General features: G+C 74.3%; 15 protein-coding genes. 9 read left to right on the top strand and 6 right to left on the bottom strand.

Going from position 1 to position 22,879, the window contains the following annotated elements; all coding sequences use genetic code 11:
* Positions 1–155: 155 nt before the first annotated feature.
* The 4 genes from CRV15_RS25000 (at position 156) to CRV15_RS25015 (ending at position 9,766) form a co-directional block, all read left to right on the top strand.
* Positions 156–884, top strand: a complete 729-nt coding sequence (locus CRV15_RS25000) for a GntR family transcriptional regulator (RefSeq protein ID WP_003959691.1) — start codon at positions 156–158, stop codon at positions 882–884.
* A gap of 261 nt (positions 885–1,145) precedes the next feature.
* The gene (locus tag CRV15_RS25005; RefSeq protein WP_003959689.1) at positions 1,146–2,690 is read left to right on the top strand and encodes a hypothetical protein; all 1,545 of its coding nucleotides are present in this window, start codon (positions 1,146–1,148) and stop codon (positions 2,688–2,690) included.
* A 355-nt stretch (positions 2,691–3,045) separates the two neighbouring features.
* Positions 3,046–3,957 (top strand): hypothetical protein, encoded by a 912-nt coding sequence (locus tag CRV15_RS25010; protein ID WP_003959687.1) that lies wholly within the window; start codon positions 3,046–3,048, stop codon positions 3,955–3,957.
* A gap of 91 nt (positions 3,958–4,048) precedes the next feature.
* Positions 4,049–9,766, top strand: coding sequence for a hypothetical protein (locus CRV15_RS25015; protein ID WP_003959686.1), 5,718 nt, complete (start codon positions 4,049–4,051; stop codon positions 9,764–9,766).
* A gap of 100 nt (positions 9,767–9,866) precedes the next feature.
* Here the strand turns inward: CRV15_RS25015 and CRV15_RS25020 are convergent, their stop codons facing one another.
* The gene (locus tag CRV15_RS25020; RefSeq protein ID WP_009995454.1) at positions 9,867–10,364 is read right to left on the bottom strand and encodes a hypothetical protein; all 498 of its coding nucleotides are present in this window, start codon (positions 10,362–10,364) and stop codon (positions 9,867–9,869) included.
* Positions 10,365–11,129: 765 nt separating this feature from the next.
* Between CRV15_RS25020 and CRV15_RS25025 the strand changes: the two genes are divergently transcribed.
* The 4 genes from CRV15_RS25025 to CRV15_RS25040 are packed head-to-tail and all read left to right on the top strand — an operon-like array spanning position 11,130 to position 15,314.
* Entirely contained in the window at positions 11,130–13,871 is a 2,742-nt protein-coding gene (locus CRV15_RS25025; protein WP_003959684.1) for a nitrate- and nitrite sensing domain-containing protein, read from the top strand.
* Positions 13,868–14,314, top strand: coding sequence for a roadblock/LC7 domain-containing protein (locus CRV15_RS25030; protein WP_003959683.1), 447 nt, complete (start codon positions 13,868–13,870; stop codon positions 14,312–14,314). The genes CRV15_RS25025 and CRV15_RS25030 overlap by 4 nt, the downstream gene beginning before the upstream one ends.
* Positions 14,315–14,326: 12 nt before the next feature.
* Positions 14,327–14,731, top strand: a complete 405-nt coding sequence (locus CRV15_RS25035) for a DUF742 domain-containing protein (RefSeq protein WP_003959682.1) — start codon at positions 14,327–14,329, stop codon at positions 14,729–14,731.
* The gene (locus CRV15_RS25040; protein WP_003959681.1) at positions 14,712–15,314 is read left to right on the top strand and encodes a GTP-binding protein; all 603 of its coding nucleotides are present in this window, start codon (positions 14,712–14,714) and stop codon (positions 15,312–15,314) included. Before CRV15_RS25035 ends, CRV15_RS25040 begins: the two co-directional genes overlap by 20 nt.
* Before the next feature lie 37 nt (positions 15,315–15,351).
* Here CRV15_RS25040 and glpK read toward each other — a convergent pair whose 3' ends face one another.
* The 4 genes from glpK to CRV15_RS25060 all read right to left on the bottom strand — a co-directional run bounded on the left by glpK (position 15,352) and on the right by CRV15_RS25060 (position 19,717).
* Positions 15,352–16,860 (bottom strand): glycerol kinase GlpK, encoded by a 1,509-nt coding sequence (glpK, locus tag CRV15_RS25045; protein WP_003959680.1) that lies wholly within the window; start codon positions 16,858–16,860, stop codon positions 15,352–15,354.
* A 14-nt stretch (positions 16,861–16,874) separates the two neighbouring features.
* Entirely contained in the window at positions 16,875–17,642 is a 768-nt protein-coding gene (locus CRV15_RS25050) for an MIP/aquaporin family protein (protein WP_003959679.1), read from the bottom strand.
* Positions 17,643–17,990: 348 nt separating this feature from the next.
* A complete protein-coding gene (locus CRV15_RS25055) occupies positions 17,991–19,208 on the bottom strand; it encodes a lipid-transfer protein (RefSeq protein WP_003959678.1) in 1,218 nt (405 codons plus the stop codon).
* Positions 19,205–19,717, bottom strand: coding sequence for a Zn-ribbon domain-containing OB-fold protein (locus CRV15_RS25060; RefSeq protein ID WP_003959677.1), 513 nt, complete (start codon positions 19,715–19,717; stop codon positions 19,205–19,207). The genes CRV15_RS25055 and CRV15_RS25060 overlap by 4 nt, the downstream gene beginning before the upstream one ends.
* Before the next feature lie 102 nt (positions 19,718–19,819).
* Between CRV15_RS25060 and CRV15_RS25065 the strand changes: the two genes are divergently transcribed.
* Positions 19,820–20,332, top strand: coding sequence for an NUDIX domain-containing protein (locus CRV15_RS25065; RefSeq protein WP_009995452.1), 513 nt, complete (start codon positions 19,820–19,822; stop codon positions 20,330–20,332).
* 61 nt (positions 20,333–20,393) lie between these two features.
* Here the strand turns inward: CRV15_RS25065 and CRV15_RS25070 are convergent, their stop codons facing one another.
* Entirely contained in the window at positions 20,394–22,841 is a 2,448-nt protein-coding gene (locus CRV15_RS25070) for a glycoside hydrolase family 31 protein (protein ID WP_137986979.1), read from the bottom strand.
* Positions 22,842–22,879: the final 38 nt, after the last annotated feature.

Below are 22,879 nucleotides of genomic sequence, written 5' to 3' on the forward strand. Positions count from 1 at the left end.
ATGGTGCCGCCGGCCCATGCCGTGGGAGAGATGTGCGGTCGTTTCAACGTAGGGGATTGTTCAACGATCCGACAAGGGGCGTGTGGGCTCGTTCCCCCTTCTAGGATGGAGACCGTGCGCCGGTTTGGACCGGCGGCGACAACCAAGGGAGTGCCGTGAGGACGACGGAGCCGGGCGCCACGGACCACACGGGGGGGCTCGGCGAACTGGCCGGGGACCGAGCGCTGTTGGGGCGCACCAGCACGGTGGAGCGGGTCGCGGACATTCTCCGCACCCGGATCGCCGAAGGGTACTTCCAGCCCGGGGAACGGCTCTCCGAGGAGGCCATCGGCAAGGCCCTCGGCGTCTCCCGCAACACCCTGAGGGAGTCCTTCCGGCTGCTGACGCACGAGCGGCTGCTCATCCACCGGCTCAACCGGGGGGTGTTCGTCCGGAAACTCGCGGTCCAGGACGTCATCGACATCTACCGCACCCGCCTCCTGGTCGAATGCGCCGTCGTCCATGACCTCGGCGAGCCGCCCTACCCTCTCGACGGGCTCGACGGCGCCGTCGACGGCGGCGAGCGGGCCGCGCTCGAACAGGACTGGAAGGGCGTCTCCACCGCCAACATCCACTTCCACCGCGAACTCGTCGCCCTCGCCGGGAGCGCCCGCACCGACGAGCTGATGCGCGGAGTCCTCGCGGAGCTGCGCCTCGCCTTCCACGTGGTCGACGATCCGCGCGGACTGCACCAGCCCTACCTCGTCCGCAACCGAGCCATCCTGGAGGCCCTGCGCTCGGGGGACAGGACCGACGCCGAACGGCTGCTCGCCCAGTACCTCGACGACTCGCGGGCCCAGATGGTGGAGACCTACGCCCATCTGGTCGTGGAGGAGGACGTCTGAGGCGCGCTCCGGGGATCGCGGAGCGGCCCGACCGCTCGACTTCGGCAGTCGATATATCTCCCTATGGCGGTTGAATCGCCTATAAGCGTGTGAAGTGGTGTGAATAGGTGGTGCAGGAGCGGCGCGGGCCTCAGGTCCCCGCTGCGGGGCGAGCCATCCGGCGGGTCCGGGGGAGGCGCGGGACGGCGGGGCCGGGGTGCCCCGGGGACCGGTCGGCCGCCGTTTCGACCGTTGTCAGTGCGAGGACCTAATCTGTGCAACGTGACTTCGCCTGCCTCGCCGGACCTCGTTCCGCCCCAGCTCAGCGCGGGGCCGCGCCCCGCACCGGGCCCGGCCGCCGACGAGGGGCTGGCACGGCGGCTGCGCGCGCTCGCCTGCACCGCGCCGCTGCACGACCTGGACACGCGCAAGGCGAATCTCGCCGGTGAGTACTCGGTCTACGCGATGGCGGAGGTCGCCCTCGCCGCCATCGACCTCGTCACCCTCCACATGGACTTCGACACCGGCGCCGACCACGATCAGGTCGTCGCCCGGCTGATACCCCGGGTCGCGGCCCAGGCCCCCGGCCGCCCCGCCGCCGAACACGAGCGGGTCGCCCGCTGGGTCCTGGAGAACCTGATCAACGTCGGCAGTGTCGACCGCGGCTTCCGCGCCGTCTACGGCACCTTCGGCCCCGACGGCGTCTACACCCGGCGGGACTACGACTTCAAGCTGGTCGAGGAGGTCCCCGGCCACGGCGGCGCGGTCTATCTCCGGACGACCGACGAGGCGGTCAACGTCCTGGTGGGAGCCCTCGACACCGATGTCACCAGCGCGCAGATCGCCGCCGAGGTCAAGCTGGAGATCCTCGTCAGCCGGGGCAGGCTGGCCGACGCCCAGCTCGCCGCCGAGCAGGCCCGCTACCGCACCGTGCAGTACGCGGAGACCCTGCGTCGCACCCTGGAGGCCACCCGGCGCAACGTCCGCGCGGTCGACTGGCTGAACACCGTCCCGGACATGATCGCCGAAGCGCTCGACCACGTCGCCGACCGCTACCGCCACGAGAACGCGATCCTGACCAACATCCGCCGGGCGCGCGACGAGATGGAGACCGCGTCCGACCCGAAGACGGCCGAGCACAAGCGCCGCGCCGCCGAGCTGGTCGACATCGTCAAGGACTGCATACGCCGCCACACCCAGCTCCAGTCCCGGCTGCTGGAGGCGGGTCCCCTCTTCCGCGCCGAGCAGGACCGGCAGGCGTTCGCCCGGCCCTCCGCGCGCACCGGCCTCGACCTCTACGGCCAGCTCGTCGCCCCCGTGCTGCCGCTCCCCCTGGAGTCCGCGATCCGGGTCACCGACGCGTTCTTCGCCCGGGGCACCGGCCCGCGCACCCCGTCGGCGGTCCGCGTCGGGGACCTGGTGGAACTGCTGCTGACCCCGCCCGTGGAGCGCGAACACCTGGGCGCGGAGATGCCCGAGCCCGATCTGATCGCCACCCCCGACGACAGCCGTTTCACCGAGGAACAGCTCGCGAGCGCCATGGAGCTGCTGACCCTGGAGCACGACGCCCCCCGCAGACTCTCCGGGCTGCTGGCCGAGGCGCGCCGCCGCGACCCCGACCTGCCCTACCTGGTGGCACTCCTCGCCGTCCACGCGGCCAGCCCCCCGGTCGGCACCGCCTACCGGCAGGGCGAGGAGCGCCTGCTCTTCGCCGTCGACGACGGCACCGAGCTGGACGACCACGAGTTCGGCGGAGCCGATCTGATCGTGGGCACCGCACTGCTGGACGCGGTGGGCATGGCCGCGGACCGTACGGAGGGCGCATGACCGCCCGGCCGCGCTCGTACCGCCGGGCCGGGGACCGTCCGCGCCCCGGTGGCACGGCCCGCGCGCGACGCCGTCCCGCGCCGCCGCACCGCCCGGCGCGGGCCCTGGACGCAGCCGCCCCGACCCGCGTCCGTGTTCGTCCGGGCCCGCACAGCCCGGCCCGCGGCGGCCCCCGCGCCGGACGAGTGGCCCACGACGCACCGGGTTCCCAGGCCGCACGAGCCGACTGCGCCGCACCGTCCGCCCGCGTCGGTCGCACCGCCCCGGCCGCCCGCACCGCAGGGCGCGGGCCGTCCGCCCCGCCACTCCCATCCGTTCCGCCACACCGACACCACCGCGACGAGGAGCCGAACCCGTGACCGACCCGCACGCCGAGCGCGACCCCTGGCGTGACCCGGCCACCGCCGAGGCATCCGCGGGAAGCCCCGGAACGGCCCCCGCCGCCCGGCTGACCCCGGCCGACGCGGCCGACGCCGCCCGGCTGGTCTCCTTCGGACTCCAGCCGAAACTCCTCCCGGCCCGCGACGCCGAATACGCCGATCTGCTCCGCCGCTACCGCGAGGACACCCCCTTCGCCCGGCTCGCCGACGCCGTCGCCACCGGCCTCGGTCTCGTCGTCCTGGAGGTGTCGCCCCGCGCCGGCATGGCCCTGGCGGCCGGTGAGGACTCCGTCTTCGCCGTCCGCATGGGCGACTACGCCCGCCGCGCGTCCGCCGACTCCGCCGACCGCTTTCTGCACGGCCTGGCCCATCTCGCGGTCGCCGCCATGGCCTTCCCCCGCCCCGAGGACCTCGCCGACGACGGCTACATCGGCCGGATCACCGTCAACGGCGTCGACGCCTTCGTCCGCCAGGCGTGCCGCCGGCTCGAAGAGCGCGCGGCCGAGGACGGCGAGAACACCGACCCCACCTCCGGCGCCCCCGGACTGGAGGCCGCCTGGCGGGTCTACGCCCGCCGCAGCGCCACCGGCGCCACCAAGGACGCCCGGCGCCTCGCCGGGTCCACCACCGGCATCGTCGGCAAGGCCGTCGTCTTCCTCACCGACTCCGGCTTCCTCCAGCGCACCGGGGACGACGCCGGAGGCACGTACCGCACCACCGCGCGCTACCAGCTCCAGGTCCGCGATCTGGCGGGCGGCGCCGCCATGGCCGAACTGCTCGAACTCGGCGTCGTCCCGGTCAGCGACGGCACCGCGACCCTGCTGCCGCCGCCCGACGGCGACGACCTGGAGCTGGCCGCCGACGCCGGGCTCCCGTTCCACGCCTGACCGCACCACCGGCCACCGCCGCACCGGACCGGTCACCGCCGACCGCCCCCGTACCGACCGCCCGATCTTCCCATCACGAGAGTCCGCCGCCATGTACGAGCTGTCCCGCGTCCGCCTCTACTCGATCGGGCCCGCCGGTGCGCGCTACGCCGACACCGTGCTGGACCTGCGCGGAGTCGGCGAACCGGTGCCGAACCCCGCCCCGGCGCAGGCGGAGTTCTTCGCGGCGGAGCCGGTGGGTCCGCCCCGCCGCCCCGCCCCCGCGGGCGTCCTCTTCCTGGAGAACGGCGGCGGCAAGTCCGTCCTGCTGAAGCTGATCTTCTCCGTGATGCTGCCCGGCCACCGCAACACCCTCGGCGGCGCCAGCTCCGGCGTCCTGCGCAAGTTCCTTCTCGCCGACGACTGCGGCCATGTCGCCCTGGAGTGGCAGCACACCCTCACCGGCGAACTGGTCGTCGTCGGCAAGGTCAGCGAGTGGCGGGGCCGCCAGGTCTCCAATGACCCCCGCAAGTTCGCGGAGGCGTGGTACTCCTTCCGCCCCGGCCCCGGGCTGAGCCTCGACTCCCTGCCCGTCGCGGAGTCCACCGCCGTCCGCCCGTCCGCCGAAGGCTCCTCCGGGGCCCAGGGCCGACGCCGCACCATGAAGGGCTTCCGCGACGCGATCACCGAGGCGGGCAAGTTCTACCCGCACCTCGACGTCGTCTGGGAGGAGATCCACGACCGCTGGAACGAGCACCTCGGCGAGCTGGGCCTCGACCCCGAACTCTTCCGCTACCAGCGTGAGATGAACGCCGACGAGGGCGAGGCCGCCGGCCTCTTCGCGGTCAAGAAGGACTCCGACTTCACCGATCTGCTGCTGCGCGCCGTCACCGACACCCGGGACACCGACGGCCTCGCCGACCTCGTCAGCGGCTTCGGCAACAAGCTCGGCCGCCGGGCGGAGCTGACCGCCGAACGCGACTTCACCGCCGGTTCCGTCGATCTGCTCGGCCGTATCGTGGAGGCCGCCGAGTCCCGCGCCCGCGCCCGGGAGGTCCACACCGGCGCCGAGCGGCGCACCCGCGCCCTGGCCCGCAGGCTCGCCGTCCGCGCCGCGGCCGAGCGGACCCGCGCCGCCGACCTCGCCCAGCAGGTCACCGCAGCCGCCCACACCGTCACCGCGGCCGACCACAGCCGGGGACGCAGCGCGCTCGTCGCCGCCGAACTGGCCTACCGGCACGCCTCACTCGCCCTGACCGCCGGGGAGAAGGGAGCCGCGGCCCAGCGCCGTGAGCTGATCGAGGCCCGCACCCTCCACTCCGCCTGGCAGGCGGCCGAAGCCGTGCTCCGCCACCGCGCCGCCGGTGACCGCTCCGCCCGGGTCGCCGCCGCGATCCGCGAGGCCGAGCGGGACGCGGCCCCCGCCCTCGCCGCCCGTGCCCGTGCCGCCGCCGACCTCGTCCGCGCCCTGCACTCGGCGGCCGAGGGCGGGGAACGCCTCGCCCAGGAGCAGGAGGAACGCTCCGCCGTGCTCCAGCAGGCGGGGGAGGCGGCCCACCGTGACGCCACCGCCGCCGCCACCGGGGCGCAGCGCGCCCGCAGCGAGTCGGGCCACCTCCGGCAGCGCCTCGCGGAGGTGGAGCAGGAGACCGCCGAAGCGGTCCGCGCGGGCTGGCTCGACGACACCGCACCCGACGCCGACCCCGCCCGCGCCGCGCTCGCCGCGAGCGACGCGGAGAAGACAGCCGTCGCCGCCTGGGACACCGCCCGCGAGGCGGCCCGGGTCACCGCCGAGCGGTCCAGGGAGGCCACCGCCGCCGAGTCCCGCGCCGAGCTGACCGCGGCGCGCGCCGCCGACGCCGCCCAGGCCGCCGACCAGGCGTACGAGGCCGAGCACCGTGCCGCCGCCGCCATCGCCGCCGAACCGCGCCTGGCCGAACTGCTCAGCCTTCCCGAACCCGAACCCGAACCCGAATCCGGCCCCGCTCACGGCTCCGGTACCGGCCCCGCCGCCGCGCGCCCGCCGAAGCGCGGCCCGGTGGCGGCCGAGCACCGCCGCCGGGCCGTGCACATCCGGGTTGACGAGCTTCCGGCGGCGGAAGAGCCCTTCCCCGCCGACGGGAACTCCGCGGCGGTGTCGCGGAAACGCAGCCCGGTCGCGGCGGAGGACCGGCCCCGCGCCGTCCACGCCCGGATCGACGCCACACCGCCCCCGGCCCCGCCCGCCGAGGCGGATGCTCCGGTCGTGGACTCCACCGGCTCCCAGGCCGCCGCTGGACCGGGCACCGCTTCCGCTGAGTCCGTTTCCCGGTCCGCCGACCCGCACGTCCCGGCTGCGGCTTCCACCGGCTCCGGGACCACCGCCGTTCCGGGCGCCTCCGGCGAGTCCGCTTCTGTGGTCCCGGGCCTCTCCGCCGAAGCATGCGCCGATGGCCCGTCCGCCGAGGCGCACCCCCCGGCCGCCCCGTCGCCGGGGAGCACCGGACCCCGCGCGGGCTCCACGACCGCCGCGTCCACGTCCTGGCAGGACACCGCGTCCACGTCCCGGCCGGACGCCCGCACACCCGCCACCGGCACGGCCGCCTCGGGCACCGCCACCGCCGACCGCCTGTCCACTGGCGCGTACCCTCCGGCTGCCGCCGCGCCGGAGGCCCGCGGCCACGGGCACGCCACGCGTTCCACGACCGCCGCGCCCACGCCCCGGCCGGACACCAGCGTTCCGGGCACCGGCACGGCGGACTCCGCCCCCGTTGCCGCCGCCACGCACTCCCCGGCCGGCACTCCGCCGGAGAGCCGGGGTCACGGACCTCGCACGGGCTCCACGACCGCCGGAACGGCCGGCGTACCGGGCCCTCGCACGGCAACCGCCGCGCCCACGTCCCCGCAGGACACCCGCGTTCCGGGCACCGGCACGGCCGACCCGGGCATCGCCCCCGCCGGGCCCGGCCCCGCCGTCGAGGCATGCGCCGACGACCCGTTCGCAGGGACGCCCGCACGCACCCGGCGCGCCCCGCTCTCCGCCGAGGAGTTCGACCGCGGCGCCGACGACCTGCGCGAGCTGCTGGACGAGTGCGTGACCACCGCCGAGCGCCAGCTCTTCGACCTGCGCACCGCGGCGGCCGACGACGCCCGGATTCTCGGCGCCCTCGGCGACGGCGGGCTGCTGCCGCCGGGGCCCGATGTGCTGGCGGCCGTCGAGTTCCTGGGCGAGCACGGCATCCCCGCCCTCCCGGGGTGGCGCTATCTGGCCCAGGCCGTCGCCCCGGCCGACCACGCCGCCGTGCTCGCCGCCCGTCCCGAGCTGGTCGACGGAGTCGTGATCACCGACCCGGCGTCGCACGCCCGCGCCCGCGCGGCCCTCGCCGGTGCCGCCCTCCTGCCCCGGTCCACGGTGGCCGTGGGGACCGCCGCCGCGCTGCTCGCCCCCGTCCCCCCGCAGGGCGACGACACCGAGGTCTTCCTCGTCCCGCCGAACCCGGCCATGCACGACGAGCACGCCGCCGACGAGGAACGGCAGACCCTGCGCGCCCGGGCCGCCGCACGGGACGAGGAGATACGGACGCTCGCCGCCCGGCTCGCCGGGGACCGCTCGCTCGCCGCCCGCATCGGCTCCTGGCGCGCGGACTGCCCGCCCGGCATGCTCACCGAGCTGGCCGAGGGCGCCGCCGCCGCCCGGACCGCCGCCGGGACGGCGCGCGCGGAGCTGGCCGAGGCCCGCACCCTGCGCGCGGAGTCCGACGAAGCCGCCGCCGAGGCCGCCCGCGTCCGCGAGGAACGCCAGGACACCGCCCAGCGCGCCCGCCGCGCCGCCGACGCCCTCGCCGGACTCGCCTTCCGGCTGCGGGAACGGGCCGGCTGGCAGGTCAAGCTCCGTGAACTGGCCGACGAGGCCGCCGAGGCCGAGGCCCGCGCCGTCACCTGCCTGGAGCGGGCGAGAGCCGCCGACGAGGACCGCAGGGCCGCCCAGCGCGCGGCCGACGACGCGCACCGCACCGCCCGCGCCCTGCGGGCCGAGCGCGCGGAGATCGCCGGAGCCCCCGAGCAGCTCCCCGCCGCCGACCCCGACGCCCCGCGCATCCCCCTGCCCGCCCTGCGCGAGGCATACCGCGCCGCCTCCCAGGTCTATGAGAAGGTCGGTGTCGGCGCCGACCTCCGCGCCGAACAGGCCCGTGCCGAGAGCGACGAGAGCGCCGCCCTCGCCGAGCTGGACCGGCTCACCAACAAGGTCCGCACCCGCGCCGCCCAGCTCCTGGAGAGCCCCGACGGCGCCGACGGCCCCTCCCGGCAGGCCGCGGCCGCCCGCGCCGAGTCCCTGGTGCAGATGCTGGAGACCCGCGCCTCCGAGGCCAGCGAGAAGCTGGGCCGGCTCCGCGGCGAGGCCGAACGCCTCGCCCCCGCCGACGAGGCCGAGGCGCACACCGACCTTCCCGACGACCTCGCCCCCGCCGACGCCGAGCACGCCCAGACCCTGCTGCGCGGCGCCACCACGGAACTGGCGGCCCGCACCGACGCCCTGGAGACCGCCCGCGAGGCCCACACCGCCCTCCTCCAGGCGCACCGCGCCGCCGAGGACGCGGTGGGCGGCTTCGACGAGACCGCCGCCCTCCTGCGCGATCTGCTGCGGGAGCAGCGTGAGGACGAGGAGATGGCACAGGACGGGCCGGAGCCGTACCCCGGCAGCCTCGCCGAGGCCCGCCGGTCCGCCGCCGAGACCCGCCGCTCCCTGCGCGGCTGTGCCGCCGACCTCTCCGCCGCGGAGGCGTCCGTCCGCGAGGCGAGCGACGTCCTCGTCCGGCACGCCAACTCCACCCGGTACGAGCAGGTGCGCACCCCCGCCCGCCAGCAGATCCGGGAGCTGCCCGCCACAGCCCTCCCCGAGCACGCGGAGAAGTGGGCGGAGGCGTTCGCCCCCCGGCTGCGGGTGCTCACCGACGAGCTCCAGCAGCTTGAGCGCAACCGCGACACCATCGTGGACCGGCTGCGCGGCCTGGTGGAGTCGGCCCTCGCCACCCTGCGCTCCGCCCAGCGGCTCTCCCGGCTCCCCGAAGGGCTGGGGGAGTGGTCGGGACAGGAGTTCCTGCGCATCCGCTTCGAGGAACCCGACCAGGCGGCCCTCGCGGAACGGCTGGGCGAGGTCATCGACGAGGCGACCCGCTCCGCCGTGCGGAAGAACTCCGCCGCCGCGTACGGCGAGAGCCGCCGGGACGGCATGTCCCTGCTGTTGCGCGGCGTCCAGGCGTCCCTGGAACCCAAGGGCATCGCCGTGGAGATCCTCAAGCCCGACGCGGTGCTGCGCGCCGAACGCGTCCCCGTCGGCCAGATGGGCGATGTCTTCTCCGGCGGTCAGCTCCTCACGGCGGCCATCGCGCTCTACTGCACGATGGCGGCGCTGCGCAGCAACGACCGGGGCAGGGACCGCCACCGCCACGCGGGCACGCTCTTCCTCGACAACCCCATCGGCCGGGCCAACGCGACCTATCTGCTTGAACTCCAGCGCGCGGTCTCCGACGCCCTCGGGGTCCAGCTGCTCTACACGACCGGGCTGTTCGACACCACGGCCCTGGCCGAGTTCCCCCTGGTGATCCGGTTGCGCAACGACGCCGATCTGCGGGCCGGGCTGAAGTACATCAGCGTCGAGGAGCATCTGCGGCCGGGCCTGCCCCAGCCGGGAACCTCGGGGGACGCCGTGCACGGTGAGATCACCGCGACCCGGATGTTCAAACGCTCCCAGACCGTCCCCGCCGGGAACCCGGCCGAGCCGGAGCACCCCGGTCCACAGACCACCGGAGCACCGGCGCCGACGGACGACGGAAGGCCGACCTCCCGGTGAGCCCTCCGCCCCGCCGGGACCCACCCGGCGGGGCCGGGCCCTTGTCCGCCAGGGCCGGAGCCGGACCGAGGACGGAGGAAGGCCGACGGCCCGCCGGGCATCAGGCTTCCGACAGCTCCGAGATCCGCTGTCCAGGACCCGGGTGCCCCGATTGCCCCCGAGCGCCCGGCAGCCGCCTCCGCGGTCGTATTCGCGCGTCCCGCCGGGCCCGCCGACGGACCTCCCGCCGCTCCCGGCGGCGCTCCCGCCGCAGTTGACGCGCGCTGCTGCTCGGCTCCGACACCACACCGTGGCGCTGCCGCCACGCCTGACGCGTCACCCAGACGTCCAGCACGCTCCAGGTCGCCGCGACGGTGCTCGCCACACTGCTGAGCACCATCGGAAAGGCCAGCCAGGACCCCGCGAGCGTGCAGAAGAAGGCGACCATCGCCTGAATCATGGTCAGCGAGACGATGAGGACGGCCCGGACCGCGGCCGTGCGCACCGGGTCGGGCAACCGGCGAAGCCCCGTGGGTTCCTCCACCCACAGCGACGGCCGCAGGGGCGGTGGTGCGCCCCGTCGCGCTCTGCCCTCCCCGTGGGACCCGTCCGTCTCCATGGCTCTGCTCACTCCCCACAACCCCCATGTCTCCCGGTGGGCCGCGGCCGACCGCCGCCCGGTACCACCGCTCCACTGCGTCTCATGCCCCTGCGGCCCCGCGTGGTTGCCCGGGCACCGCCTCCGTCCGCCCGGGGCCGCTTCGTGGGCGGGAGTGAGTGATCGCCGCCCCGCGTCCCCCCGGCCCCCGGTCTTCCGGCATCCCCGCCACCCCCAGTGTCCCCGCTGCCGCGCGCACCCTGAACCCCACCACGCCGCAGAAGGCGCGGGGAGTGGCGCGAACACACCGTCGCGCGCCGCGTGGAGCCGGTACCCGCCCGGACGGCTCCTTGCGCCGCACAGCCACCCCCGTGGCTCCTGCGGCCTCCCGCCGGACCCGCGGAACCTTCTGAGGACCTCTCATGTACCCAGACGAACGGCGCCGCCGAAAGATTCCCCGGGCCCCCGGCGGCCGGTGATACCGCCTGCTCCCGGCGGCGAGTCGGACACGCGTCCCGGCCCCGCCCGCACGCGGCGGAGAACCGAGGGGAGAATTCCAGCCATCTCCCTGCGTCCGGAACACGCCCCCTCACCGGGCATCGCACGGCACGCCGGGAATGCCAACTCCTTGAATACGGGGACAAGCTGTGAACGACACCGATCCGTCCGGCTGAAAATCGCCCGGATGTGCCTTCGAGTTGTCTCTGTGGCAGTAGTAGGCTCGCGCCGTTTGTTGACGACACAGCAACACCGCTGCCGGAAGGCGGCGTTGAACAAGGGGAGGCCATGCGCTTTCGCGGGAAGTCCATCCGCCGGAAGATCGTGGCCCTGTTGCTCGTCCCCCTGGTCTCCATGACGGCCCTGTGGGCCTTCGCCACCGTTCTGACCGGCCGTGAGGCCAACGACCTCTGGGAGGTCGGCGAGGTCACCGAGAAACTCGGCCGCCCGGTCGCTGTCACCCTCCAGGTCATGCAGGACGAACGCCGCCAGACCCTCGTCTACCTGGCGGACCGCAGCGCGTCCCGTGCCCTGCCCGACCTGCGGGAACGGCGCCTGGCCACCGACCGGGCCCTGGCGACCCTGGAGCGGAACGCCGCCCGCCAGGAGATCCGCGACGACATGCGGTCCGACGCCGAACGGCGGCTGTCCTCGCTGCTCAAGGGGTTCGACGGACTGCCCGCCCTGCGCCGCTCGGTGGAGTCGGGCACCGTGACCCGGGCGGAGGCGCTGGAGTACTACAACCGCATGGTCGACCCCGGTTTCGGCTTCCTCGTCATCCTCCACGCCATCCACGACGTCTCCATCGAACGACAGGGCCGCGCCCTCGTCGGCGTGGCCCGCGCGTCCGAGATGCTGTCCCGCGAGGACGCCCTGATCGCCTCCGCGCTCACCGCGGGCCGCGTCACCCCCCGTGAGATCCGGCTCCTCTCCGACCTCGTCGCCCACCGCGAGCTGTACTACAGCATCAATCTGGAGGGGCTGCCCGCCAAGGAGCGCGAGATCTACGTCCAGCTCTGGCGCGGCCCCAGGACCGAGCCCCTCCGGGACGCCGAGGAACGCCTCGTCGAGCGCGGCTCCATCACCGGAGCGGGCAGGTCCGACATCGAGGAGTGGCAGCAGGCGGCCACACCGGTACTGACCGAACTCCGCCGGGAGGCAGGGGCGGGCGGCGAGCGCTACCAGGACCGGGTCGACCCCGCCGCCCGCGGCGTCTTCATCCAGGCCGGTGTCGCCGGTGTGCTCGGCTTCCTCGCCCTCTTCTGCTCCGTCGTGGTCTCCGTGCGCATCGGCCGGGCCCTCATCCGCGATCTCTCCCGGCTCCGCAAGGAGGCCCACGAGGTCTCCGGTGTGCGCCTGCCCAGCGTGATGCGCCGCCTCGCCTCCGGCGAGCAGGTCGACGTGGAGACCGAGGCCCCGCGCCTGAAGTACGGCCAGGACGAGATCGGCCAGGCGGGCCAGGCGCTCAACACCCTCCAGCGGGCCGCCGTCGAGGCGGCCGTCCGCCAGGCCGAGATGCGGCGCGGGGTCTCCGAGGTCTTCGTCAACCTCGCCCGCCGCAATCAGGTCCTCCTCCACCGCCAGCTCACCCTGCTCGACGCCATGGAGCGCCGCACCGAGGACACCGAGGAACTGGCCGATCTCTTTCGGCTGGACCACCTCACCACCCGTATGCGGCGGCACGCCGAAGGGCTCGTGATCCTCTCCGGGGCGGCCCCCTCCCGGCAGTGGCGCAATCCGGTGCAGCTCATGGACGTCGTCCGTGCCGCCGTCGCCGAGGTCGAGGACTACGAGCGCATCGAGGTGCGCCGGCTGCCGAGGATCGGCGTGGGCGGTCCCGCCGTCGCGGACCTCACCCATCTGATCGCCGAACTCCTGGAGAACGCGATCGTGTACTCCCCGCCGCACACCGCCGTCCAGGTGGTCGGCGAACGGGTCGCCAACGGCTTCACGCTGGAGATCCACGACCGGGGCCTGGGCATGGCCCCCGACATCCTGCTCGATGCCAATCTCCGGCTCGCCGAGACACCCGAGTTCGAACTGTCCGACACCGACCGGCTCGGGCTCTTCGTCGTCAGCAGGCTGGCGCAGCGTCAGAACGTCAGGGTATCGCTCCAGCCGTCGCCGTACGGGGGGACCACCGCCATCGTCTTCCTGCCCGCAGGGCTGCTGACCGAGGCACCCGAGGACCGGAGCGGCAGCTTCCGGATCGACCGGCGGGTCGAGGACACGTCCGGGCGGCGCGGCGGCGGAACCGGAACCGGCCTGTCCGCGCTCACCCGGTCCCCCCGCCCGCAGGGGCCGTCCGGCCTGACCGGAGTGGACGCCCCCACCAGTCCCGACGCGCTCACCGACCCCGACACCCTGCTCACCCCGGACCGCGATCCCGGCCTCGCTCGCGCCGCGGGCTCCGGCCCGGACGGTGACGGCGGCGAGGACGACCTCCTGTTCCGGCCCCGGGCCCCCCTCCAGGACCCTCTGGAGGCCCTGGAGGGCCCCCACCGCCTCGTACCGCCCCTGGAGCCGCTCCCGCGGCAGCCGGAACAGCCCGCGGCACCCGTACCGCTGCCCCGCCGCAAGCCCCCGACCCTCGTCGCCGATCACGGCCGGAGAGTGGACGGCCGGGACCGTGCCCATCGGCCTGGCGGCCCGGAACGTACCCCTCCGCCTCCTCCGGCCGCCGTGGCCCCCGTCTCCGGGCCGGACGGACCGCCCACGGCCGACGGGCCGCCCACGATCGACGGACTGCCCCGCCGGGTCCGGCAGGCCAGCCTCGCCCCCCAGCTCCGCGGGGGCCGCCCCGCCGACCGGCCGCCGCCCCAGGACCCGGGTCAGCCGCAGGCGCAAGGACAGGGGCCGGGCGACGAACGGGACGCCGAGGAGGTCCGGGACCGGATGGCCGCCATGCAGCGGGGCTGGCAGCGAGGTCGGCTCAAGAACGCACAGGGGGACGGTGACGCCGGGCGGACCACCGGCACCGCCCCAGGACAGACAGCACCGCGAACGACACCGGAGGGGGACGGTCGATGACCGCACCGCATGCCGCAGCACACACCCACGGTGGCCGCACGGCCACCAGGGGCGGCGAACTGAACTGGCTGCTCGATGAGCTCGTCGACCGCGTCGGCAGCATCCAGAAGGCCCTCGTCCTGTCCGGCGACGGCCTCGCCACCGGCATCTCGCGGGAGCTGACCCGGGAGGACAGCGAGCACCTGGCCGCCGTCGCCTCCGGATTCCACAGCCTCGCCAAGGGCGTCGGCCGCCACTTCGACGTGGGCGGCGTCCGCCAGACCGTCGTCGAACTCGACGAGGCGTTCCTCTTCGTCACCGCCGCCGGTGACGGCAGCTGCCTGGCCGTCCTCGCGGACGCGGACTCCGACGTCGGCCAGGTGGCGTACGAGATGACGCTCATGGTCAAACGGGTCGGAGCCCACCTCGCCACCGTGCCGCGGACCGGTCGCGCCGAAGGCTGAGGGGCGCCCGGAATGAGTGATGCGACTCACCCCACCCGGCGACCGCACCACTACTTCGACGCCGACGCGGGCCCCGTCGTCCGCCCGTACGCCATGACCCGTGGCCGCACCAGCAGTACGGGCCGGCACCGGCTCGATCTCATCGCCCTGGTCGTGCCGGAGCCGACCGCCGCGCACCCCGACCACGACCAGTCGCTCTCCCCCGAGCATGTCGAGATCGTCGAGCGCTGCGAGGACTCCCCGCAGTCGATCGCCGAACTGGCGGCGGGGCTCGACCTCCCCGTCGGAGTGGTGCGCGTCCTGGTCGGCGATCTCGTCGACGACGCCCTGGTCCACGTCACCCGTCCTGTTCCCCCGGCCGAGCTGCCGGACGTCAATATTCTCCGCGAGGTGATCAATGGCCTTCGGGCGCTCTAGCAGTCGGCGGCCCGTCGAGCCCGTCACCCTGAAGATCCTGGTGGCGGGAGGCTTCGGGGTGGGCAAGACGACTCTGGTGGGCGCGGTCAGCGAGATCAGACCGCTGCGCACGGAGGAGGATCTGAGCGAGATCGGCCGCCCGGTGGACGACACCGTCGGGGTGGAGGGCAAGACGACCACCACGGTCGCCATGGACTTCGGACGGATCACCCTCCGCGAGGATCTGGTCCTCTATCTCTTCGGCACCCCGGGGCAGGACCGTTTCTGGTTCCTCTGGGACGAACTGGCCCAGGGCGCCCTCGGCGCGGTCGTCCTCGCCGACACCCGCCGCCTGGCGGACTCGTTCGCCGCCGTGGACTACTTCGAACGCCGTGACATCCCCTTCACCGTCGCCGTCAACTGCTTCGACGGGGCGGACCGCTTCCCCGCCGAGACGGTACGGGCGGCGCTGGACCTCGACCCCGATGTGCCGCTGATGATGTGCGACGCCCGCGAACGCGAGTCCGCCAAGGAGGTCCTGGCCGCCGTGGTGGAACACGCGCTCGTCCGGGTGGGCGCCGGACGGGAGCCCGCCTCCACCTGATCCGGCCCGGGGCGGGGAGACGGCCGTGCGGGCCGTCTCAGCCCACGGTCCCCTCCCATCCGAGGCTCCGCTCCACCGCCTTGCGCCACCGGCCGTACTCGCGTTCGCGGACGTCCTCGGCCATCCCCGGCGTCCACTCCGCGTCCCGCTGCCAGTGCGTCGTCAGTTCGTCGGTGCCGGACCAGACCCCGGTCGCGAGCCCCGCCGCGTACGCCGCCCCCAGACAGGTCGTCTCGGCGACTTTCGGCCGGATCACCGGCACACCGAGGACATCGGCCTGGTGCTGCATCAGCAGCTGGTTCACGGTCATGCCGCCGTCGACCTTCAGCGTGCTGATCCGGACCCCGGAGTCCTCGTGCATCGCGTCCACGACCTCACGCGTCTGCCAGCTCGTCGCCTCCAGGACCGCGCGGGCCAGGTGGGCCTTGGTGACATACCGGGTGAGCCCCGTGATGACACCGCGTGCGTCCGCCCGCCAGTACGGCGCGTACAGACCGGAGAACGCGGGGACGACATACGCCCCGCCGTTGTCGGCGACGCTCGCCGCCAGTGGCTCGATCTCCTCGGCGCTGCGGATGATGCCGAGCTGGTCGCGGAACCACTGCACCAATGCCCCGGTGATCGCGATCGAACCCTCCAGGCAGTAGACCGGGGCCTGCTCGCCGATCCGGTACCCGACCGTGGTGATGAGCCCGTGCCGCGAGGGCACGGGCCGCTCGCCCGTGTTCAGCAGCAGAAAGCTCCCGGTGCCGTAGGTGTTCTTGGCGGTGCCGGGCTCATAGCACGCCTGTCCGAAAATCGCCGCCTGCTGATCGCCGAGGGCGGAGGCCACCGGAACACCCGCCACCGGGCCGACCGCCGTCCCGTACACCTCCGCCGAGGATCTGATCTCCGGCAGCATCGCCCGCGGAATCCTCATCGCGTCCAGGATCTCCGGGTCCCACTGGAGGGTCCGCAGATTCATCAGCAGGGTCCGCGACGCGTTGGTCACATCCGTGACATGGACCCCGCCCTCGGTGCCACCGGTGAGATTCCAGATCAGCCAGGAGTCGATGGTGCCGAAGGCGATCTCGCCCGCCTCGGCCCGTGCGCGCAGCCCCGGCACCTCGTCCAGCAGCCAGGCGGCCTTGGGCCCGGAGAAGTAGCTCGCGAGAGGCAGCCCCGTCGCCTCCCGGAACCGGTCCTGACCGTCCGCCCCGCCCAGCTCGGCGCAGAGAGCGGCGGTACGGGTGTCCTGCCAGACGATGGCATGGTGCACGGGCCTTCCGGTGGCCCGCTCCCAGAGCACGGTCGTCTCGCGCTGGTTGGTGATGCCGAGCGCGCTGATCCGGTCGGCCGTCAGCCCCGCCCGGTCGATCGCCCCCGCCACCACCGCCCGCACCGTGGACCAGATCTCGGCCGCGTCGTGCTCCACCCAGCCGGGCCGGGGGAAGATCTGCCGGTGCTCCCGCTGGTCCACGGCGACGATCGCGCCGTGCTGGTCGAAGACGATGCAGCGGCTGGAGGTGGTGCCCTGGTCGATCGCCGCGACAAAGCTGTCCATCATGACCGGCGCCCCCGTCAGTAGATGATCTTGAAGAGCAGGCCCGCCAGTGCCCCGCCGATCATCGGGCCGACCACGGGAACCCAGGAGTACGCCCAGTCCGACGTCCCCTTGTTGGGGATCGGGAGCACGGCGTGCACGATGCGCGGCCCCAGGTCACGGGCCGGGTTGATGGCGTAGCCGGTGGGCGAGCCCAGGCAGAGACCGATCCCCACCACCAGCAGCGAGACCAGCAGGATCGAGATACCGGAACCGTAGATCCCGGCGTCCTGTCCGGCGATCTGGCCGACGCCGATGCCGTCGTTCTTGTTGAACGAGAGCACCGGCAGCACCAGCCCGACGGTCACGATCACCTCGGTCATGATGTTGGTGACCGGATTGCGCACCTCGGGAGCGGTGGCGAAGATCCCCAGCGTCGGCTGCGCCTTGTCCTCCTCCCCGTTGGCCTGGAACTGCGAGTAGTAGACGAGGAAGCCGAGGACCGCCCCGAGCATCGCGCCCGCGAACTGGCCCAGCACATAGACGGGGAACGTGCCCCAGTCCCCGGTGTCCATGGCGAGGGCGAGGGTCACGGCGGGGTTGAGGTGCCCGCCGGACAGCGGTGCCGACGCGTAGGCGCCCGCCAGCACCCCGAAACCCCAGCCGAAGGTGATGACGATCCAGCCCGCACCGGTGGCGCGCGCCTTGGAATAGGGGAGGTTGACGGCGGCGCACACGCCCACACCGAACATGATGAGGATGGCGGTGCCCAGCACCTCGCCGACGAAAATGTCTCCATTGCTCATGGCGACTCCTTGGCCCTCGGGCCCTCACCGGGGCCGGGCCCCGGTCCTGCCTACAGGATGCGTACTCCATGGCGGTGCCATGGACGCGGGAGTCGGACCGGAGCGGTTCCGCGCTCCGCCCGGCGCCCCCGACGAGCGTGGTGACCTTGCCGATGTGCGGCCCTGTTCCGAGGGCGGTGTGGGGCAACCGCCGACGAATGGGCAGTGTTCACCCCTGGTGATGGGTCGTCAAGGTCACCTGCGCCAGCGCGAGTTGCGGGTTTTGTGACGGAGTGGCGCGGGTACGCCACGCACGGTCCGCCCGCCTGGACGGCAGGCGTACGGACGCCTTGCGCCACTGCGGGCCGGTCAGCGGACGGCCACCACAGCGGAGCCGTGACCGAAGAGCCCCTGGTTCGCGGTGATCCCCGTCCGTGCCCCCGCCACCTGGCGCCCGCCCGCCGCGCCCCGGAGCTGCCAGGTCAGCTCGCACACCTGGGCGATGGCCTGGGCGGGCACGGCCTCACCGAAGGAGGCGAGCCCGCCGCTGGGATTCACCGGAACGCTTCCCCCCAGTGAGGTCGTCCCCTCCCGGAGGAGTTTCACCGCCTCCCCGGGTGGGCAGAGGCCGATGTCCTCGTACCACTGGAGCTCCAGCGCCGTCGACAGGTCGTACACCTCCGCGAGGGACAGATCCTCCGGTCCGATGCCCGCCTCCTCGTATGCGGCGCGCGCGATCGAGGGCCGGAAGGAGTCCTGCGGCAGGCCGGATTCCGCCTGCGGCTCCACCGTGACGGCCGAGTCGGTGGCGATGTCCGGCAGATCGAGCACCGTCCTCGGATAGACGGGGGTGACGGTCGACACCGCGCGGACCCGGACCGGCCGGGCCGCACCGTGCCGACGGGCGAAATCCAGGCCCGTCAGCACCAGCGCCGCGCCCCCGTCGGACGTGGCGCAGATGTCCAGCAGCCGCAGCGGATCGGCGACGACGGGCGACGCGGCCACGTCCGCGGCCGTGACCGGGGTGCGGTAGCGGGCGTACGGGTTGAGCGCGCCCGCCGCCGCGTTCTTCACCTTGACCAGCGCGAAGTCCTCAGGGGTCTCCCCGTGCAGAGCCATCCGGCGGCGGGCGAAGAGGCCGAAGTAGGCGGGGTTGGTCGCGCCGAGCACCCGGAAGCGCAGCCAGTCGGGATCGTCCGGCCGCTCCCCTCCGGCGGGGGCGAAGAAACCCTTCGGCGCGGCGTCGGCGCCGACCACGAGCACGACGTCGGCCTGCCCGGCCAGAATCCGGTCGCGGGCCGCGGCGATGGCCTGCGCGCCGGAGGCGCAGGCCGCGTACACGCTGGCGACCCGGGCCCCCTGCCAGCCGAGCGCCCGGGCGAAGGTCGCCCCCGCCACTTGCCCGGGGTAGCCGCCGCGTACGGTGTTCGCGCCGATCACCGTGTCCACCTGCCGCCAGTCGAGCCCCGCGTCGGCGAGGGCGGCGCGCGCGGCGACCGTTCCATACCGGACGAAACGGTGGCCCCACTTGCCCCAGGGGTGCATTCCGGCTCCGAGGACCGCGATGTCGCTGCCGCCGCCGCTCACGCGCCCTCCCGGACGGGGCGCCAGTGCCAGGTCGTCCAGACGGTCCCGCCGCCGTCTCCGTCCGCGCCGGTGCCCTCCGGGCCGTCCGCGGCTCCGCGGTGTCCGTCGTCTTTGCGGTGCTCCTCGTACAGCACCCCCGGAACCACTTCCACCGCCATGCCGACCGCGAGATCCGCGAGGGACACCCCGGGCGCCGCCTGGCCGAGGACCACCATCCGCTCGGCGGCCAGCTCCACGGCGATCAGGACATACGGTTCCCACTCGGCCCCCGGGTCGCCCGGGTAGGGCGGGGGCGGACGGTAGCGCCCGTCGGTGTACGACCAGATCGTCCCCCGGCGGGAGAGGGGGACCTCCGCCAGCTCGCCCCCGGGGCAGTCCGGATTGCGGCAGAAGTCCTCCTCGCGGGGGAAGGAGACGGCGGCGCAGCCCGTGCAGCGCGTTCCGAGCAGCCGGAAGCCCGTCTCGTCGTCCTGGGCGAACCAGCCGGCCACCACGGGCACATGAACCATGAATCCTCCCCGGAGAACCTGATCTGACGATACGTCAGAAGTGTGCCATGCCTCACCCGGACGGGCGAGCCTCCTCCCCACCTCATCGGATACAGTCCGCGCGTGCCCAAGGACTCCTACTGCGGTGACTGCGGAGCCCCCCACCGGCCCCGCGGGACCGCCGCCGACTGGCCCCGCACCTGCCCCGCCTGCGGAGCCACCGCGTACCGCAACCCCCTGCCGGTCGCCGTCGCCCTCCAGCCCGCCCGGGACGCCGACGGGAGCGGCCTGGTCGTCGTCGTCCGGTCCATCGAACCGCAGCTCGGCGGCACCGCCCTCCCGGGAGGCTTCATCGACCACGGGGAGGACTGGCGGGACGCCGTCGCCCGCGAACTGAGGGAGGAGACCGGCATCGGGACAGCCGCCGCCGACGTCCGGCTCGCCGACGTCCTCAGCTCACCCCACGGCCATCTGCTGGTCTTCGGCCTGCTGCCCACCCTGCCCGTCGAAAGCCTGCCGCCCTCCCGGCCGACGGACGAGACCACTGGCTGGAAACTGCTGCGCACCCCCGTCGAACTGGCCTTCCCCCTGCACACCACCGCGGTACGGAGATGGTTCCTGCACCGCTACGAGTGAACCGCCGCCGACGGGCCGCCGCCGCCCCGGCCGGTCCGCCGCCGACGGTCCCGCACCGCCGCTACGGCAGGGCCGTACCACCGGACCCACCACCCGGTACGAGCCCCAGACCCCGCACCCGCACCGGCCACCGGGGGTGCCCCGAGCCGTCCGTCCTGACCTGCTTCACCCGCACCCCGCCGTCCACCAGACGGACCGTGTACCGCTCCACCTCCGCGCGCTCCCAGCCGTCGCCCGCGTCCGGCACCACCAGACCGCCGCCCCGCCGCCCACCCGCCGGAGCCCACACCTCCAGTTCAAGCCCGCCATCGGGGCCCCGCACAGGGATCACCGAACCCGCCCGCGCCAGCACCGGAATCCGGGCCGGCGGAGCGTCGAGCGTCACCGTCGCGGGCCCGTCGTACGCCCGCTCCGTCGCCGTGTCGTACCAACGGCCCCGCGGCAGCCGCACCGCGCGCCGCTCCACCCCCGGCTCCAGTACCGGAGCCACCAGTAACGCGTCCCCCAGCAGGAACGCGTCCTCACAGTCCCGCAGCGGACGGTCGTCCGGCGCGCCCCACCACACCGGACGCACATACGGGGCACCGGTCAGCCGGGCCAGATGAGCGAGCGTCACCAGGTACGGGCGCAGCCGCTCCCGCTCCGCCAGCGCCACCCGCGCGCACTCCAGCGCCTGCGGTCCGAACTCCCAGGGCTCCCGCCGCCCCGCGTCGATCGCCGCATGCGTACGGAACAGCGGCAGAAAAGCACCCAGCTGGAACCATCGCACAAACAGCTCCGGAGACGGGTTGCCGTCGAACCCCCCGATATCGGGCCCCGAGTACGGCACTCCACACAGACCGAGCCCGAGCACCAGCGAGGCCCGCAGCCCCGGCCAGCCGGTGGCCACATCCCCGGACCAGGTCCCCCCGTACCGCTGCATCCCGGCCCACCCCGAACGCGAGAACAGGAACGGCCGCTCCTCCGGGCGCAGGGACCGCAGCCCCTCATACCCCGCCCGTGCCATCGTCAAGCCGTACACATTGTGCGCCTCGCGGTGATCACCGCCGCGCCCCTCCAGGGAGTGCCGGGCCGAGCGGGGCAGCGTACGGTCGCCGACGGGGGAGAAGGACACCGGCTCGTTCATGTCGTGCCACACCCCCGAGAACCCCTGCTCCAGCCGCTCCGCGTACAGCTCCCCCCACCACCGCCGCACCTCCGGGTCCGTGAAGTCCGGATACGCGCACCACCCCGGCCACACCACCCCGCGCACCTCGCGCCCCCGCCCGTCCCGGACGAACGCGTCCGCCGCGACCCCGCTGTCGTACACCCCGAACCCGTGCTCCGCCTTCACGGCCGTATCCACGATCGACACCAGCCGCACCCCCTGCTCCCGCAGCTCCCGCGCCAGCCGGGGCAGCGCCGGAAAACGCTCACGGTCCACCGTGAACACCCGGTGGCCGTCGTAGTGGTCGATGTCCAGATGCAGCGCCGACAGCGGAAGCTCCCGCTCCCGGTAGCCCGCCACGATCCGCCGCACCTCCGCCTCACTGCCGAAGCCCCAGCGCGCGTGCTGCGGACCCAGCGCCCAGGCGGGCGGCACCGCGGGCGCGCCCGTCAGCTTCGCCCACCGCGACAGCACCCGGGACGGCTTCCCCACGATCACCCAGCAGCGCAGCGGACCGCCCTCCATCCGCACCTCGCACACGCCCACCCGGTCATGGCCCGACCCCGCGCCCTCCTCGCCCTCCCGCAGCGTCACCCGGCCGTCCCACGAGTTGTCATGGAACGCCAGATGCGTCCCCGCGTCCGCGACCACCAGCAGCACCGGCATCGTGATGTACAGCGGATCGTCCCCCGGCCCGAACGGACCCCGCGGATCGGTGTTCCACAGCCGATGGACACCGTCCCGCAGCCGGGGCCCCGACGACCGCCCGCCGAGACCGAAGAATCGGGCGTCCGCGGGCACCTCCGTCCGCAGCGTCCACCGCGCGGTTCCCCCACCGCGGACCGGCCCACCGCCGACGCCGTCCGTGCCGCCCCCGCCCCGGCCTTCGTCGGCCCCGTCCACCGGCTCCCACCAGCGGGGCGGCAGATCCCGGCGCAGCACCACCCCGCCCGGGGTCCGTACCTCCACCGCACCCTGCCGGGACACCAGCACCGTCACCCGCTCGGACACGACCCGCCAGCCGCCGTCCTTGTCCGGCTCCAGCGCCGCCCGGGAATCCGGCTCAGGCCCCGCACCCGTCAGCGCGTACGACGGCTCGGGCCCCGCCCCGTCCCAGCCCCAGAACACCGCCCCGCCCACGACCACCCGGATCACCAGCGAGGAACGCGCGAACCGCACCACACCGCCCCCCGGCAGCGGCTCCGCCCCCGTCACCTCACCCGGCACCCTGGCACGCTGCGGCCCCCGCGCGGGCAGCCCCTGGGCGTCGATCCGCCGCATCCGCCAGCCCGAACGCGCGGCCCGCCACCCCCGTACCGTCCCCAGGCTCCGCAGCGTGCGCACCAGTCCCCGACCGTCCATGGCGTCAGCCTGCCATCGGCGCCACCGCCCCCGTGCCG

Origin of the sequence: Streptomyces clavuligerus (assembly GCF_005519465.1) — a bacterium.
Taxonomy (GTDB): Bacteria; Actinomycetota; Actinomycetes; order Streptomycetales; family Streptomycetaceae; genus Streptomyces; species Streptomyces clavuligerus.